We start from the raw sequence: 14,543 nt of genomic DNA, 5'->3' as shown, positions 1-14,543 counted from the left end.
CCGACATAATTGCGCAATACGCTCCTTGAACCGACCTGTTGGAATGAAAACAAAGTTTTGGTTAAAACCGCATTCTTGTTTTTGTTCTTTGTTCCAACCTAAGTAAGCGATAGCGCGAGAGGGAAGTCAACGGTACAATCACTACAACCATGGTGTGGGGCTAGCGGTTGTTTATCTTATTTTTTGGCCAAAGAGAAGGAAAAAGGTCTTGGTAGGAGAAGTCAGGGACAGGTTGTTTGAGCTATGAAACTATATCAACGACCCCCATCATGGGTAAGCAACTAAAGTGGCTAGCGGGCTTTTCCGCCCCGCACTCAAGTGCGGGGCTACCAAGCTATCCTTTTGTGTGGTATGAGTCTTACGAGGATGAGATTGAGGAGTTTCGCAAAAACTTTTGGTAGTCGGCTTTGCGTTGGAGTCCATCCGCCACAAAGATTCTCCACAGGCTGAGGCTACTCCTCAGGATGTTCTCCACTACTGCCTGAACCAATGGCCTTGGGAGGCGGTACAAACGGTAGTGGAAGGCCGGGCATACCACGCCAAATCTCAAAGCGGTGACCAAGGTGCCGCTTTGTTCTATAACGATAAACTGGTCTACCCGTTAGTCGTCACACCAGCAGCTTCTCTCTTCTGGGAAGCTCCCCTAGACAAGGAGGGCCTGATGGCGAAACCATTGGGCCTTTTCACTCTTTCTTTATCTTGTGGGAGGATCCCCCCAGCCTAAGGAACTTTCGGCAGGATAAGAGACGAATACAATGGTAGTATCATGGCTGCTTTTATTCCCAATCTGCAGGGATCCCGCGGTAAGCTGCAGTGCCGCGCCATAGCCTGGGCGGTATTTGTCTTTGGCCTGCACTGAGGACTGCACAAAACAAGGAGACGACCGTGGCGCGGGCAAGATGGGATCATTTCGAACACATGGCCGATGTCGGCGTCCGCGGCTATGGGGGGACCCCGGAGGAAGCTTTTGCCCAGGCAGCTTTGGCCCTGACTGCGGTGATCACCAGCGTGGATGAAGTAGCTCCCAGGGAGCGGCTAGAGATTGAGCTAGAAAATTCAGGCGATCTGGAACTGTTGTTGGTGGATTTCCTGAACGCAGTGATCTACGAGATGGCAGTCAGAGGAATGCTCTTTGGGAAAGTTGAAGTGCATCTTGCAAAAGACCATCTCAAGGCCAGCCTGTGGGGGGAAAGAGTTGACCGCGCCAAGCACCGACCGGCAGTAGAAGTTAAAGGGGCAACTTACACGCAACTCAAGGTAGCCCAAGAGGGTGAGCTTTGGGTGGCACAGTGTGTGGTGGATGTGTAAAGGAGGCAGTCTATGGATATCAAGAAACTTGAGCGTGTAGATGAGACTGTCTGGCGCATTCCTCCTAAAGGCAAAATGCGTGCCCCAGTCTTGATCTTTGCCGATGAGGAGTTAATCCGGGAGATGGACGACAAAGTGGCCGAGCAGGCCAGCAACGTGACCACCTTGCCAGGGATCGTGGGAGCCTGCTACGTGATGCCAGATGCCCACTGGGGCTATGGTTTTCCCATCGGTGGGGTGGCTGCTTTCGATGCGGAAGAAGGGGGGGTGATTTCCGCCGGCGGCGTGGGCTTTGACATCTCCTGCGGCGTGAGAACCTTGCGGACGGGGCTGACGCGCGAAGAAGTGGAGGAAGCGGCAGAACCCTTAGCCAATGCCTTGTATGCGAGCGTACCGGTAGGGCTTGGCAGCCGCAGCAAGATCTCCTTGAGCGACAAAGAGATGGAAGCCATGCTGGAAGGCGGAGCAGAATGGGCTGTGGCTCAAGGCTACGGCAAGAAAACAGATCTAGAGCGCATCGAAGAACATGGCCGCATGCGGGGAGCAATGCCGAGCGAAGTCTCCGCCTATGCGCGTGAGCGCCAGCGGCGGGAGATGGGGACTCTAGGCTCAGGTAACCACTACCTCGAAGTCCAGGTTGTTGACGAGATCTACGATCCCAAGGCTGCCGAGAGCTTCGGCCTCAAGCAGGGGGAAGTGGTCATTACTATTCACTGCGGCTCCCGGGGCTTGGGTCACCAGATTGGCACGGAGTATTTGAAGAAGATGCAACAGGCGGCTAAAGAGCACGGCATAGAGCTGCCTGACCGCGAGCTGGCGTGTGCGCCCTTGAAGTCCAAAGTGGGGCAAAGCTACCTGGGAGCAATGCGGGCAGCTATCAACTGCGCCTTGGCCAACCGCCAGATCATCACCCACTGGGTGCGCCAGGTATTCGCCGAGCTTTTTCCCAAGGCTGAACTCGACCTTATCTACGACGTCTCCCACAACACCTGTAAGGAGGAGACGCACGTGATAGAGGGGAAAAAACGTCGCCTGTTCGTCCACCGCAAGGGGGCAACGCGCGCTTTTGGGCCTGGCCACCCAGAGATCCCTCAGGCTTTCCGCTCTATCGGTCAGCCGGTCATCATCGGCGGCTCCATGGGCACGGCCTCCTACATTCTGGTCGGCACGGAGCAAAGTGAGGCCCTTTCCCTCTCCTCGGCCTGCCACGGCGCCGGAAGGGCGATGAGTCGCAACCAAGCTCTCAAAGCCTGGACAGGGCAGGAGATCGTCGAACAACTGAGGCGGCGCGGCGTCATCGTCCGCAGCCCTTCTTTGCGGGGGGTAGCCGAAGAAGCGCCCCAGGCCTACAAAAACGTAGATAAAGTTGTGCGCGCTGCCGACCAAGCCAAGATCGCGAAACTCGTAGCGCGCCTAAGACCCATTCTGTGTATCAAGGGCTAGTTTTTTCTTTCTGACTTCTCAAGATCCCCCCGAAGGGAAAACACTGCTAAAACCTTTGCCGCTCTCGGAATGCCGGGAGCGGTTTCCAATTTCTAGGGATCCCTCTGAAGGGATAACTTCAGGGGATCCAGATCATCCCTGGAACACAGCAGGGGGAGTTTCCAAAGTTTCCAATTCCTAGGGATCCCCCCGAAGGGGGAACAATATTGCTCACCGTAGGTGGCATGGAAGATCCAAGGACGTTTCCAATTTCTAGGGATCCCCCCGAAGGGGGAACCCGATCTTCTTGGATCGGATTCCGGCTGGGAGTCTCAAAGGGGTTTCCAATTTCTAGGGATCCCCCCGAAGGGGGAACTTGCAGTGATGCGCAAGGCGCGCCAAGCTGCCAAAGATGTTTCCAATTTCTAGGGATCCCCCCGAAGGGGGAACGTCCAGTTGTGCTAGGTCAATTTCAGAGCGATTTGAGTTTCCAATTTCTAGGGGTCCCCCCGAAGGGGGAACTTTTACAGTCTTATGTTAACTAGAAAGTAAAATCATCTTGTTTCCAATTTCTAGGGATCCCCCCGAAGGGGGAACTTACAACCCCTATGAAAAGGGGGAGTTTATCCAGCATACAGTTTTCAATTTCTAGGGATCCCCCCGAAGGGGGAACGAGGAGGGGTGGCTCCCACCTGAGTGGAGAGATCATGTTTTCAATTTCTAGGGATCCCCCCGAAGGGGGAACAAGGGAGGTTATATGTACAAGTTGGCTGGTCGTAATGTTTCCAATTTCTAGGGATCCCCCCGAAGGGGGAACGGTGAACACCCTATCTAAATGGACCACACCATACTGGCACGTTTCCAATTTCTAGGGATCCCCCCGAAGGGGGAACAGAAAGATGGAACTACCCATATTACGGTGGGGTGAAAGTTTCCAATTTCTAGGGATCCCCCCGAAGGGGGAACAAGCGTTTCTGCACTCTCTAATCAACACTGAGATCGAGTTTCCAATTTCTAGGGATCCCCCCGAAGGGGGAACTCGCGGATCCCTCCACCTGGGCTGGCACCGATTCGGTGAGTTTCCAATTTCTAGGGATCCCCCCGAAGGGGGAACTACTACAACGACGATGGCAGTGTCAAAGTTGAGGGGGGGGAATGTGATCAGTGGTAATCACTTTGTGCAGACCACCAGCAGTCAAGGGACGACCATCGGGCGGGATCGCAGGGGCAACCACTGGCTACACCATTTTGTCCAATGGCATCGTTTGCACTGGCAGGGGCAGAACCCGCACTTGTATCATTTCGCCCAATGTGCCTATTTACGCCGTACCCAGCCGTTGACCGTAAACCTACTATCGGCAAACTGCCGTGAGGGACAAGTCACGGGTAAAACTTCGTGCATCAGATAGCTGGGAAAGAAAATGATAGTGTTGTTGGCAGGAACATAGGTTTTATAGGTGTCGGCTTTGACATACATATTGTTTCGCACTTCAGAGTCGTAGATCAGCAGTTCCCCCCCAGAAAACTGCTTGGGTTCTCGGTAGAAGTAATAGACATAGGTCAGTTCCCTTTCTTTGGCATCAGGACTGCCGTTGTCATTGTGCACTTTGTAATAATTGCCGTGGTTGTGCGCTGTCATTTGACATTCGATGTAGGCGATGGGAAATGGCTCCATTTTTAGGCTTTTGAGCACTTGGGGGATTAGCATTTGCACATAGTGGAGAATCACCCCTGAAAACTCAGGGAAGTCATACAGCACCCATGAACGGCGGTATTCACTGTCATCCGCTGAGTTTCGGGAAGGGACAAACCGCCCTTCGTTGGCGATCGCATATTCTAGTAACTGTTGGTTTTTGTCCCGCGGCAAAAAGTTATCCACCCGTGCATAGACCGCAGGCTGTTTTTGGGGCGCGGTGGTGGGGGTGTGGACATTGATAGCCTTGTTAGGAGTGATAGACCAAAGCCTGATCCCCTCTTGCTCGTCAACTACACAACAGCGGAAGTTGCGCCACGGAAATTCATAGGCGAGGGGTTGTTCCCGCAGAATTGCCAAGCGGGACTCTGGTAAACCTAAAACCTGCCCCAGTTCCTCCGTGGTGAGCCAATACCCCCTCTCGGCAATCTCTTGTACTGCCTGCAGTTGGCGCATTAAATCTGTAACTTTTTCCCAACCTTCTGGCATAGCTACCCCCCTGCTCTCTGCCATGCTGACCAAAATCTCGCCATCTGCTCAGCTGTGCCCACAGTGATCCTAAGTCCTGTTTCCAATTTCTAGGGATCCCCCCGAAGGGGGAACTTGCCGCCACGAGGCGCGCGCCGCGCTCGGTGAGCCGCTGATCATGGGCCGCAAGACCTGGGAGTCGCTGCCGCCACGCTTTCGCCCGCTGCCGGGCCGCACCCACATCGTCCTCACCCATCAGCGCGGCTCGGCCGCCGACAGCGCGCAAACGGTGCACACGATCGACGAGGCACTCGCGCTGTGCGGTGACGCGCCCGAAACCAGGGTGATCGGCGGCGACACCCTGCCATCGGCGCGCGCGGCCGGCCGGGCCGCGTGCGCCGACGACGTCAGTAGGTCTTGTACGGCAGGAACTTGCCGCTCATGACGATGCGGACGCGGTCGCCCTTAGGGTCGGCCTCCCGCTGCAGGTCCATCTTGAAATCAATCGCGCTCATGATGCCGTCGCCGAACTCCTCGTGGATCAGCTCCTTGAGGGTGGTGCCGTAGACGTTGACCAGCTCGTAGAAGCGGTAGATCAGCGGATCGGTCGGCACGCTAGTGGGCAGCGAGCCTTTGTACGGCACCACGGTCAGCCACTTCTTTTCCTCGGCGGTGAGGTCGAAGATCTCGCCGACCACGTCGGCCTGCTCATCAGTCAGCGTCATCTGGCCGAGGCAAGCGGCGGTCACCCACACCTTGCTCAGGCCAACGCGCTCGGCGATCTCCGACCACTTAATACCCTTCGCCACCTTGGTGGCGATGATCTTCTCGGTAACGTCGTTGCGGTTCATAGTGCTTCCCTCTGACGGTCAATGGATGGATGTGCGGCGGCAGTTGCGGCCGCGCTGAAATGAGATGCCGGCCGCGCTGCGGCCGGACTCTGGCTCGCTGTCGACGCCGGGCGTGACCTCCGGTGGGTGCTCGGGCGCACGCCCGCGCGCGAGCGTCGCGGCGCGGCTGACCAGGAAATCGACCAGGTAGTTGCGCACGGCGTAAAAAAGTTTCCAATTTCTAGGGATCCCCCTGAAGGGGGAACTTTAGCCCCATTAAACCCAAGCAGCGCAAGGAATGCAAGACCCATTTGCGAGGGATCCAGAAAAAAGTCGGCAAAAAGGGCTCCGGCGAGGGAGCTTTGGGGCCTGAAAGCCTTGTGGTGCAAGGCGGGGTAGAAAAGGTTTCTTCTATCTCAAGGGCCAGATGACTTGAAAGTCATCAGCACCTCTCTTGAGCTCGTCGAGATACTTTCTCCTAGGATCCACCGTTGCCCCAAAAACAGTAACCACTTGGTAATCATCCAAATCGGCAATCCAAACCGGAGAGGGCAGAGCACCTCCCTGTACACCCCCGCACAAGAATTTGTCGTACCGGCCTTCATCTTGTCGGCCTAAGCGATGCAAAGTTGCCAGGGCATAGGGTTTGTTGAAATCTTCCTCGCCGCTGCAGACTACGATCCTGCAGTTGGCATCCACCGCTTGCGGCCATTTATCCCTCTGAACCTGGCCAGCACTTCTTGGGCTATCGGGGTTAATGGCCTGCTTGGTTAGAGTCTTGAGAGCGTCAAAGAAGTTGCCCAGGCGCTTTTGGAAAAGCTTCTGAAACCCGGCCACCGACTCCGCCAGCTTCCAAAAGGCATCCTCCGACCTGGGAATTAGGGTAGAGCCGCGCCACCAGGGAGCCCGCTCCCGGTTCTGGCGGGAGTAGCAGGGTCTTCTAGCTCCTTGACCCACACCTCCCAGATGGAACATCATCCAGGTGAGGTTAGTAAAGAGCTTTTCCACCGCCTCTTGATCTTCCTGGGAAGCATAGTTTTGACACTCGCCAGAAAGACTTAAGATGAGGATCCCTTCTTGTCGGCCTGCGGGTCTATTTCTTCCTTCCCGATTGGGCTCTGGCTCCGGCTGAGAGACTTTGCCATTTAGGAGATCTACATGGATCCAGCCGTGTTTTTGCTTAGGGGTAATGGCGCCAAAAAGTTGCCCTTCCCACTCCTGCACCTGATCGACCGGCAAAACTCCCAGGGCAAAGGTGCGGAACCAATAGCGCAGCATATTCTTAAAGGCTACGGGCCGCACTTCGGCGATGGATCGGTTGTCGTAGCGATTCTTATCGGGCCTCCAGTTGACTACCTGCCGCCCGTGAATGAGTTGGCCTTTTAGCTCAAAGGGCAGGCGCAAGAATTCTCCTTGGCTCTTGTCCAGTGATTTCCCTAAGGGGATCAGCCGGCCATAGCCAGTATTCACCTGGGATCCCACCCCTTGCTCTAGACCCTGGATCAGCCACTCCTTGACTTGAGCCAATATCTGGTCGGTACAGCCGGGGCCTTTGCGTAGGCCAATCAAAAAAGTGGCTTGTTTGAGAGAAAAGAACAAGTTAGGGTTAGGCGAGTAGTCAAGATTCTTTCCATTCCATTTCCAGATATTGTTGGCAATATCTACCGCCAGGCCTCCGGTTTTGGAGTTATCGGGATCCTCCCGCCTCTGGGGCCGAGTGGGCATAGGGTAGGCATCCAGAAAAATTACCTTGCCAGCACTGTCTTGTTCGTCAGCTTGTAGGTGACCAAACCAAGGAGCTACAGCTTTGTCCGCTTCCTCCCAAGAGAGGTCGCGCTCCCGCATCAGCTCTCGAATGGCCTGGGATCGGGCTACGCCGCGCAGGGTGGAGCTGGGAATGTAAGGGATCCCTAAGTGATCGAAAGCAGGGAGCAGCATGCTCTCCGGGCCTTTGGCTCCACCGACTCGAATTCGCCAGGGACAGGTGACCTGAAAGGTGTTGCTGGCAATACGCTGGGTGCGCTCATTCAAAACCTTCAAGCGAGCTCCAAAGTTGATCCTGGTTTCCACTTTGTGCGCCAGCTCCGCCTTGGTGCCGTCTTTAAAAGCATCGAGCGGCGCTCGCATCCAACGCAAATATTCAACAAAGCCAGCGGTGGGATCGGGGTTGGGCGTGGGATCCAAGGGGTGACCTAGCCACGGTGAGGGCTGAGAATTGTTTCCCCCTTGGCCACCACCTCCACCGCGCGGCTGGTTTCCCCCACCATTACCTCCTTTAGGTCGATTTTCCCGGGGTGGCTGGCGGCTGGGATCCCCTGGCCTGGGAGGACGAGGAAGCGGCTGGGGAGTGTTGCCAGGACGGGCAGAGCGATGACCAGTCATGGGATCTTCTCCAAAAAAGGGAAAAAGGGTTAGGAGTTGCCAAGAGTTTGCCGAAATTCACGCAACATGGCGCTGGTGCCAATCTCTAAGGCCCGTTGAATGAGCTGAGGCACAAGCTTGGGGATGTCGAAGTCTGGAAAAAGCTGGCTGCGGCTGGATTCGACGTAGTCTTGCTCCTGCAAGATAAATATCCGCAAACTTCGCTCATTCAAGATCCAAACTTCTGGCACGCCAATAGCTTTGTAGGCATCGATAAAAGTTTGGGAAGTAACATCGGACTCAATGGCCAGATCGGGCGGGGGGAACAAATCAACATCGATCCTTCCCTCACAGCCACGCACCTGCTCCAGGTGATTGACATAGAAACAGGTGTCTGGTTCTACTCCAGCCCTGCCAGATTTTTTGAGGGTTGTTGAGCCAAAATCTTCCCAGTCTCTCCCCTGAGCATCGAGGAGAGCTTTTACAATATCTCCAGCGATGCGATGAGGGCGTTCATGCTTGGATAAGGGAGACATAATCTCGAAAGTTCCATTGCAGTAGGCAATGCGAGTATGGCGATCTTCGCCCAGCTCTTCCAGAATGTTCTCGCAGTCTTGCCAGGTCAACGAATGGATGACCACTCGGCTCCCCTCTTGGAGGTGGATAGACTGCAGGGGAATAGCTACACCCATTACTCTCCTCCTTTGACGTCGTGGTAGATGGCCGTGGCCCAAAAGCCAAACTCCTGAGCTAAAGCCAGACCCAGTCCTGTGAGGCCCAGATACTCTTCAACTCCCAATTGCATAAGAAGGTTTAGACCGTTGGAGCCAGCAATTCCTTTTTGGCCAGAGATCTCCTCTAGACAACTAAAAAACTCCTTGACCACTTGCTTTTTTCCCTCTTGGCTAAGGGCATTTTCTTCTGCCTTAAGGCGCAGTAGGCCCCAGGTGGAAAGGTAGTGTCGCGTATTTTGTGGGTTAAGCATGGAGGGCGGAATGGACGGAGAGGAGCTTAAGAGGTTGACCAAGGAGGAGATCAGCCGGCGCATCCGGGAAGGGGTCAAGGCCGTCATAGTGCTCCGCACCGCTTACGCGAACGAGCAGGTACTGGAAGAAGAGATGACCGAGCACCTGGCTGCGGGTTACCGTGAGCGCACCCCAAGCCGCCGCGGGGAGCGGAACGGCTACTCCACCCGGGACCTCATCACGCCGGCGGGCAGGATCGCCCAGCTCCGGGTACCCCGGGACCGGGAGGGGACTTTCCTGACCGAGGTCTTTGAGCGGTACAAGCGGATGACCGGGGAGGTGGCGGTTCATTTGGGGTAGGGGCCCCAAAGCAGAGGCGGTGCTGGAGATGTACCTGCAAGGGGTCTCCACCCGCAAGGTAGCGGCCATCACGGAGGGCGTGTCCCGGGTGCGCATCGGTAAGGACGCGGTCTCCAGGGTAGCCCAGCGCCTGGAGGAGGAGCTCTCCGCCTGGCGGGGCCGGCCTTTGGAGCTGGCCTACCCCTACCTCTACCTGGACGCGGCCTACTTCAAGGTGAACTGGGGCGGGCGGGTGGTGGACCTGGTTGGCGGTGGGGGTGAACGAAGAAGGCTACCGGGAAGTGCTGACGGTGGACGGGGCGGAAGGAGGCCTGGAGGAACCTGCTGAAGGGCCTGGTGGAGCGGGGGCTTCATGGGGTGAGGCTGGTCATTTCCGACGACCACCCTTCCATCCGCCAAGCGGTGATGGCGGAGCTTCCTGGGGCCAGCTGGCAGCGGTGCGTGGTGCACTTCATGCGGAACGTTTTAGCTCATGTGCCGCAGTCGGAGCGGCTCCCTCCAGGAGGTGTTTGTGGCGCGGCGGCGGGGCACGGCGGAATCTCTGGCCCGGGGGTTCGTTGAGCGCTACCGGGACCGGCGGGCGGTGGAGGTGTTTGCCCAGGGTCTGGGGGAGGCCCTGACCTACCTGGACTTTCCCGGGGTCCACCAGCGGCACATCAAGAGCACGAATGTGCTGGAGCGGCTTATCCGTGAGGTGAAGCGGCGGAGTTTCCCCGGCGAGGGGAGCCTGGTGAATCTGGCCACGGTAGTGATGCTGAGGGCCACGGAGGACTGGGCTTTCCGGCGTTACCTGGACATGGGCCCGCTTTGGGCCGTGGAAGAAAAACCCACAAAAATCGCGACTTGACCTGCCGGGGCCTGGGGGGGATAATGGGGGAGCTCTTCCCTTCCTGCCGGGCTTCCCGGAGGGGCTGGTGCGCTTCAGCTACAACACCAACCAGGGGAAGCGCCCGTGGGCTCTCCTCGGGGGCACGAAAGGGCCCTACGCCCTGAACCTGGAGGTAAACTATGACCTTGTTTTCAAGGACCCCGAAGGGCGGGTCTACGCCTACGGGAGCAGCACGGATGGCCGCGGCCTGGTGGTCCGCCTGCGCTAGCCTGGCCCTGGCGCAGAACCTCTTTAGCTTCCCCGACCCCGGCACGCTGCAGATCAGCTATCCCCCGAGCTTTGGTCCTTACGAAAGCCTGCGCCAGAACGCACACCAGTACTGCATCCAGCAGTACCCGAACGACCCACAAGGGTACCGCTACTGCCTGGTGCAACTGGCTGCTAATCCAGCCGTTTGCCCCTCGGGCGACTTCACTACCTTTCAGAACTGCACCGCAGCGGTGATGGCAGGTTACCCTTGGCCAGCCCAGGAGGTTCTTACTCAGCCTCTCTATGTAGTCCGAGTGAGTGGGGGCTTCCACCGGGAGCTGGATCCCCAGACAGGCCAGGTGATCCGGGAAGACCCCGTGGCTCCGGGCATCTACCTGGCGACACAGCGGCAACCCGATGGGCGCTACCTCACCGTGGAGTACACCAAAGACGGTAGTGTCAAGGTGGCCTACTGGATGAACGCTGCGTGTGAGATCCTGGACGAGAGCGGGAAGCCGACCCAGGATGCCCTGGTCTGCCCTGTGGACCCTGGGAAGCCCCACCTAATGATCTTGGTGCCGCCTCCCATCCAGAACCTGGCGCCTTCGGCCTTACTCCTGCAAGGGGGCAATCTTCAGGATGACTTTGATGAGGATGGCAAGACGGAGCCAGGATACCTGAAAACTACGGGTAGCGGGGGCAACTCCGGGGGGGTTCTGGTGGTGGCTTACTGGCCGGACAGCCGCCAGGCCAAGTACATCTACAACTTATTCGGTCAGCAAGGCGGTGCGAACTTCCTCACGGAGGATTTGCTCCGGTTTACGCTTCGCTGAGGGGAGGGCTAAAGCCCCTCCTCAGCCCGCCCGCCGCCTATGGGCTCTTCGTGGCCCTGGGGTTCTCGGAGCGCCTGCTGGAGGGGCTCACGAAGAGGCTAGAGGACCAAGCTCTGAAGCAGGAGGACCAGGGCAAGGAGAAGCCCAAGGGGGATGGGAAGGAGGGCCAGGGGAAACCGCAAGACCAGCCAGCCCAGCTTTGAGGGGGTTAAGGCTTTTGTAAGCCCCCCTGAGGAAGATGGAGGTAGGGACCCTAGAGGTCCCGGAAAGGAGGCAGGAATGCGTAAAGGCAAAGGGTATGGCTTTCCGGCAAAGGGCTGGCTCTGGGTAGGGCTCCTTTTGGGGGTTGCCGCCTGCAGCTTCCCTTTCAACTACGAGGTCAACGTCCTGAACTACGCCGACCTCTCGGGCACCTTCACGGTGGGGTAGGGAGGGATTAGCCCCAACCCCAAGACGGTGGGCCCCGTGGTGATCCAGTACACCCCCGACCCCCGGGTGAACCTCACGGGAGTCAGCCTGGACTACAAGGTTTGCTTTACTTCGGAGACCCCGGGAGCGATCTTCCAGGGGAGCGTGGTCTACACCGCCTACCTGGGCGGGGATGCGGGGACGCTCTTCCAGGAGGCCAACAAGCTGGCCGAGGGCACAAAGGATGTCTCGGGCCTCTCCACGGGGGCGGTGTGCGTGGAGGGGCAGCTAGGTTTGGCCACAGTCCTTCCTTGGCGCGGCCAGAGGCGTCGTGGAGGGCCTTGAGGGCGGGGTCGTGCAGCAGACCCCAAAGCTTCGCTTGCCAGTAGTGATAAGCCATGGTGTTTTCGCAGCAGGAAGGGGACGTTTAGAACAACTAAAGACAAGAACCCGACAGCCTTCTGGTGTCGAGGTTACAGAGGCTACAAAACACCATCCGTCGATCCCCCTTGCTTCCCAGATTTCTTCAGCTTTTTTTCTGGTCGTCTGGGAGGATCAAGCTTGAGCTTGGCCAACTTTTTAACTAGGCTTGAAAAGCGGGAACGAAGCTGCCGATGTCTTGGGTTTACCAAGAAGCGGAAGGATCCTTTTCTAGCCGGGTCAATTCGGGAAACAGCGCCTCTAAGCTGGGCAGCAGCTTCTGCAGCACAAAGCTCTCCAGCGCCTCGCCGCTTAGGGGATCGGGATTCATCTGCCCATGGGCTACGTCGTTGCGGTATTCGCTTAGGCAAGACCAAAGATCAGCAAGCTGCTTCACATCCGAAACGTGGGCGGCAATGGGAGGAAGAAACTGAAGCTGCTCCTCTTGCTGGACTGATTCGCCAGTTGCAGGGGGATCTCCCAAGAGCTGCTTTCTCCGCTGGATAAGGGATCCCAACTGGTGTTCAACTTCTTGCCGCGCTTCTCGTTCGAGGTAGTTTTGGATCCCCTCACAGAGGCAAAGGGCAGAAACCACCCACTCGCGAGCCAAGAGAAGGGCTTGGGTGGTGAAGCGCTTTTCCACATACCAGCGCAGCAGTTGAAAGTGCTTTTGAACTTGAGCGCGGGGATCCTCCTTCTGGTCTGCCGGCAGCGCCAGTTGGCTGTAGCTATTTTGAATGCTTTGCAGCAGCAGGCCGAAGGGCTTGGCAAATTGGCCCACCTCTTCTGCCAACTCCTGGGTAGAGTGTCTTTGTAACTTGCGCAAGTCCTCCTGCAGGCTGACCGGCCTCACCAGCTCCAGAGAACGGGAGATGTCGCGGATGGCTTGTCCAAAGGTCTGCAGCCGGGTGGGCCTGGGATCCCCTTTGCCGGGCCTTTGCTGTCGGTAGAAGTCCCGTTGAACGGTGTCCAAAAGCTGGCCCAGCTCTACTGCCGAGCCGGTGCTGATGAACTTGTCGCTGGCCGTCAGCCAGTCCAGAAGCCGAATGGCCGGCGTGAGATCGATAATGGGGGTCTCCGCCTGGCCAGGGCGGTAGAGGCCGTAGTAGAGCCCCTGGATCTCGACATTTTTGGCCTTGCGCAAAAGGGCGGCTCCCAAGAGCACCAGCAGCGGGATGGAGCGAAAGGCGTGGGTGATATCAAAAAGCAGCCGGCTGTTGGGCTCGATGCCATCGACCAGCACGTCGAAAATCTCCCAGGTCTCCGCTTCCGTTTTGCCCTCAGGAATGGCTTTGGCCACCTTCTCCACCTGGGGTGGCAAGGACTCCTGCAAGCGGCCCCAGTGCTTGGCGCGGGCCTCCTCCGTCAGCAGGAGGATGATTCTATCAATTTCAAAGAGCTGGCAGAGGGCCTTGGCGACGTAGCAGGTTTTGTCTGCCCTTTGCTCCCCAAAGAAATACGTCGTCTCGGTGTAGTCGCCAGTGCCCAGGGTGGTCAAAAGGGTTTTAGCCATAGGGATCCTCCAGGTGGGTCTGCAACGCATCAAAGCACAACCGCTGGCAAGCTACCGCAACCTGGAAGCTCCCCCTTCCCAAAAACAAGAGGCCTTTTCCCGCGCAGTGAAGGCGAAAAACCCAAAGTTAGCCTAGAACTAGAAAGCAGTTGGCCTCTAGAACGAGAGGGATCCTGGCATGCTATCGACCGAAGAGCTGTCGATTGCTCATCCAAAACTTACTCCCGAACAGTTTCTCGCCTTGCCAGAGGAAGATACTACCTATGAGCTGGTCAATGGACAAGCTGTTCCCAAAGATTTGCCGATGTCTCCTCAGAGATTTCATGCCTCTTTGCAGAAGCGGCTGCTTTTCATTCTGGATGCCTGGTGTCAAGGCAAGGGGGATGTGTACACAGAGCTGGCAGTTGTTTTGCAAAGGCAGGATCAAGATTGGCTTCCTGTTCCCGATTTGCTCTATGTTTCCTTTGAACGCTGGCCAGCGCAGCTTGAGGAAGACGGCCCTTGTCCCGTCGCTCCCGAACTGGTAGTGGAGATTCTTTCTCCCGGCCAGAGTTTTGGGGCTGTACTTCAAAAAGCAGCGGACTATCTGGAAGCTGGGATCCCTCGCGTTTGGGTTGTGGATCCCCAAGCCAAGAGCATCACCGTTTTCTACCCCGATGCCCCGCCGCGGACTTTTACGGGATCCCAAGCCATCCAAGATGAGTTTCTGCCCGGCTTGAAGGTTGTCCCCCAGGATGTGTTTGCCCAGGCTCGGATCCCTTAGTTGTTTTAGCTACAGCCTGTTAAGGGCTCAAGGGGTACAATAGCAGCACTTAGCAAACCAACTTCGGAAGGAGGATGGATTGATCAGTAGTAAAGAAGTCTTCACTATCTGCTCCATGCTA

At 57.0% G+C, this 14,543-nt stretch carries 18 protein-coding genes, 1 pseudogene and 1 CRISPR repeat array; of the genes and pseudogenes, 12 read left to right on the top strand and 7 right to left on the bottom strand.

What is annotated here, in order from left to right; genetic code table 11:
* Nucleotides 1–109: 109 nt before the first annotated feature.
* The 3 genes and pseudogenes from ACVW0R_RS01535 to ACVW0R_RS01525 all read left to right on the top strand — a co-directional run.
* Nucleotides 110–244: pseudogene (locus ACVW0R_RS01535) on the top strand (IS200/IS605 family transposase); the annotation flags it as partial.
* A gap of 641 nt (nucleotides 245–885) precedes the next feature.
* Nucleotides 886–1,308, top strand: a complete 423-nt coding sequence (locus ACVW0R_RS01530) for an archease (RefSeq protein ID WP_457501533.1) — start codon at nucleotides 886–888, stop codon at nucleotides 1,306–1,308.
* Nucleotides 1,309–1,320: 12 nt separating this feature from the next.
* A complete protein-coding gene (locus ACVW0R_RS01525) occupies nucleotides 1,321–2,751 on the top strand; it encodes an RtcB family protein (RefSeq protein WP_099812783.1) in 1,431 nt (476 codons plus the stop codon).
* Between the two features lie 81 nt (nucleotides 2,752–2,832).
* A CRISPR array of direct repeats spans nucleotides 2,833–3,844; the repeat unit is 36 nt; unit sequence GTTTCCAATTTCTAGGGATCCCCCCGAAGGGGGAAC.
* A gap of 201 nt (nucleotides 3,845–4,045) precedes the next feature.
* Here the strand turns inward: ACVW0R_RS01525 and ACVW0R_RS01520 are convergent.
* Nucleotides 4,046–4,936 (bottom strand): 2OG-Fe(II) oxygenase, encoded by an 891-nt coding sequence (locus ACVW0R_RS01520; protein WP_011431331.1) that lies wholly within the window; start codon nucleotides 4,934–4,936, stop codon nucleotides 4,046–4,048.
* Nucleotides 4,937–4,988: 52 nt separating this feature from the next.
* Here ACVW0R_RS01520 and ACVW0R_RS01515 point away from each other — a divergent pair, with 52 nt between their 5' ends.
* Nucleotides 4,989–5,336 (top strand): dihydrofolate reductase, encoded by a 348-nt coding sequence (locus tag ACVW0R_RS01515; RefSeq protein WP_457501565.1) that lies wholly within the window; start codon nucleotides 4,989–4,991, stop codon nucleotides 5,334–5,336.
* Here the strand turns inward: ACVW0R_RS01515 and cynS are convergent.
* The 5 genes from cynS to ACVW0R_RS01490 all read right to left on the bottom strand — a co-directional run bounded on the left by cynS (nucleotide 5,299) and on the right by ACVW0R_RS01490 (nucleotide 9,154).
* Entirely contained in the window at nucleotides 5,299–5,742 is a 444-nt protein-coding gene (gene cynS / locus ACVW0R_RS01510; RefSeq protein ID WP_414515260.1) for a cyanase, read from the bottom strand. The genes ACVW0R_RS01515 and cynS overlap by 38 nt on opposite strands.
* Before the next feature lie 18 nt (nucleotides 5,743–5,760).
* A complete protein-coding gene (locus tag ACVW0R_RS01505; RefSeq protein ID WP_457501532.1) occupies nucleotides 5,761–5,940 on the bottom strand; it encodes a hypothetical protein in 180 nt (59 codons plus the stop codon).
* A 192-nt stretch (nucleotides 5,941–6,132) separates the two neighbouring features.
* Entirely contained in the window at nucleotides 6,133–8,103 is a 1,971-nt protein-coding gene (locus ACVW0R_RS01500; protein ID WP_457501531.1) for an RAMP superfamily CRISPR-associated protein, read from the bottom strand.
* Between the two features lie 29 nt (nucleotides 8,104–8,132).
* Nucleotides 8,133–8,774 (bottom strand): Uma2 family endonuclease, encoded by a 642-nt coding sequence (locus ACVW0R_RS01495; RefSeq protein ID WP_457501564.1) that lies wholly within the window; start codon nucleotides 8,772–8,774, stop codon nucleotides 8,133–8,135.
* Nucleotides 8,774–9,154 carry a hypothetical protein gene (locus ACVW0R_RS01490; RefSeq protein ID WP_457501530.1) on the bottom strand — a complete coding sequence of 127 codons (381 nt, stop codon included), beginning with the start codon at nucleotides 9,152–9,154 and terminating at the stop codon, nucleotides 8,774–8,776. The genes ACVW0R_RS01495 and ACVW0R_RS01490 overlap by 1 nt, the downstream gene beginning before the upstream one ends.
* Between ACVW0R_RS01490 and ACVW0R_RS01485 the strand changes: the two genes are divergently transcribed.
* The 7 genes from ACVW0R_RS01485 to ACVW0R_RS01455 all read left to right on the top strand — a co-directional run bounded on the left by ACVW0R_RS01485 (nucleotide 9,078) and on the right by ACVW0R_RS01455 (nucleotide 12,071).
* Nucleotides 9,078–9,407, top strand: coding sequence for a transposase (locus ACVW0R_RS01485; protein WP_457501529.1), 330 nt, complete (start codon nucleotides 9,078–9,080; stop codon nucleotides 9,405–9,407). The two genes, ACVW0R_RS01490 and ACVW0R_RS01485, sit on opposite strands and share 77 nt — an antisense overlap.
* 28 nt (nucleotides 9,408–9,435) lie before the next feature.
* Nucleotides 9,436–9,735: a transposase gene (locus tag ACVW0R_RS01480; RefSeq protein WP_457501528.1), complete on the top strand. Its 300-nt coding sequence runs from the start codon at nucleotides 9,436–9,438 to the stop codon at nucleotides 9,733–9,735.
* Between the two features lie 8 nt (nucleotides 9,736–9,743).
* Nucleotides 9,744–9,968 (top strand): transposase, encoded by a 225-nt coding sequence (locus tag ACVW0R_RS01475; protein ID WP_457501527.1) that lies wholly within the window; start codon nucleotides 9,744–9,746, stop codon nucleotides 9,966–9,968.
* Nucleotides 9,880–10,254, top strand: a complete 375-nt coding sequence (locus ACVW0R_RS01470; RefSeq protein ID WP_457501526.1) for a transposase — start codon at nucleotides 9,880–9,882, stop codon at nucleotides 10,252–10,254. Before ACVW0R_RS01475 ends, ACVW0R_RS01470 begins: the two co-directional genes overlap by 89 nt.
* Before the next feature lie 218 nt (nucleotides 10,255–10,472).
* Nucleotides 10,473–11,318: a hypothetical protein gene (locus tag ACVW0R_RS01465; protein ID WP_457501525.1), complete on the top strand. Its 846-nt coding sequence runs from the start codon at nucleotides 10,473–10,475 to the stop codon at nucleotides 11,316–11,318.
* A gap of 279 nt (nucleotides 11,319–11,597) precedes the next feature.
* Nucleotides 11,598–11,747, top strand: a complete 150-nt coding sequence (locus tag ACVW0R_RS01460) for a hypothetical protein (RefSeq protein WP_457501524.1) — start codon at nucleotides 11,598–11,600, stop codon at nucleotides 11,745–11,747.
* A 36-nt stretch (nucleotides 11,748–11,783) separates the two neighbouring features.
* The gene (locus ACVW0R_RS01455; RefSeq protein WP_414347142.1) at nucleotides 11,784–12,071 is read left to right on the top strand and encodes a hypothetical protein; all 288 of its coding nucleotides are present in this window, start codon (nucleotides 11,784–11,786) and stop codon (nucleotides 12,069–12,071) included.
* A gap of 280 nt (nucleotides 12,072–12,351) precedes the next feature.
* Here ACVW0R_RS01455 and csx2 read toward each other — a convergent pair whose 3' ends face one another.
* Nucleotides 12,352–13,659 (bottom strand): TIGR02221 family CRISPR-associated protein, encoded by a 1,308-nt coding sequence (gene csx2 / locus ACVW0R_RS01450; RefSeq protein WP_457501523.1) that lies wholly within the window; start codon nucleotides 13,657–13,659, stop codon nucleotides 12,352–12,354.
* 178 nt (nucleotides 13,660–13,837) lie between these two features.
* On the opposite strand from csx2, the gene ACVW0R_RS01445 reads away from it, so the two are divergent.
* A complete protein-coding gene (locus tag ACVW0R_RS01445; RefSeq protein WP_011431342.1) occupies nucleotides 13,838–14,422 on the top strand; it encodes a Uma2 family endonuclease in 585 nt (194 codons plus the stop codon).
* Nucleotides 14,423–14,543: the final 121 nt, after the last annotated feature.

The organism is Thermostichus sp. MS-CIW-15 (genome assembly GCF_054060575.1).
Note: the sequence above shows the minus strand (reverse complement) of the source record. Positions and strands in the feature narration are given on the sequence as shown.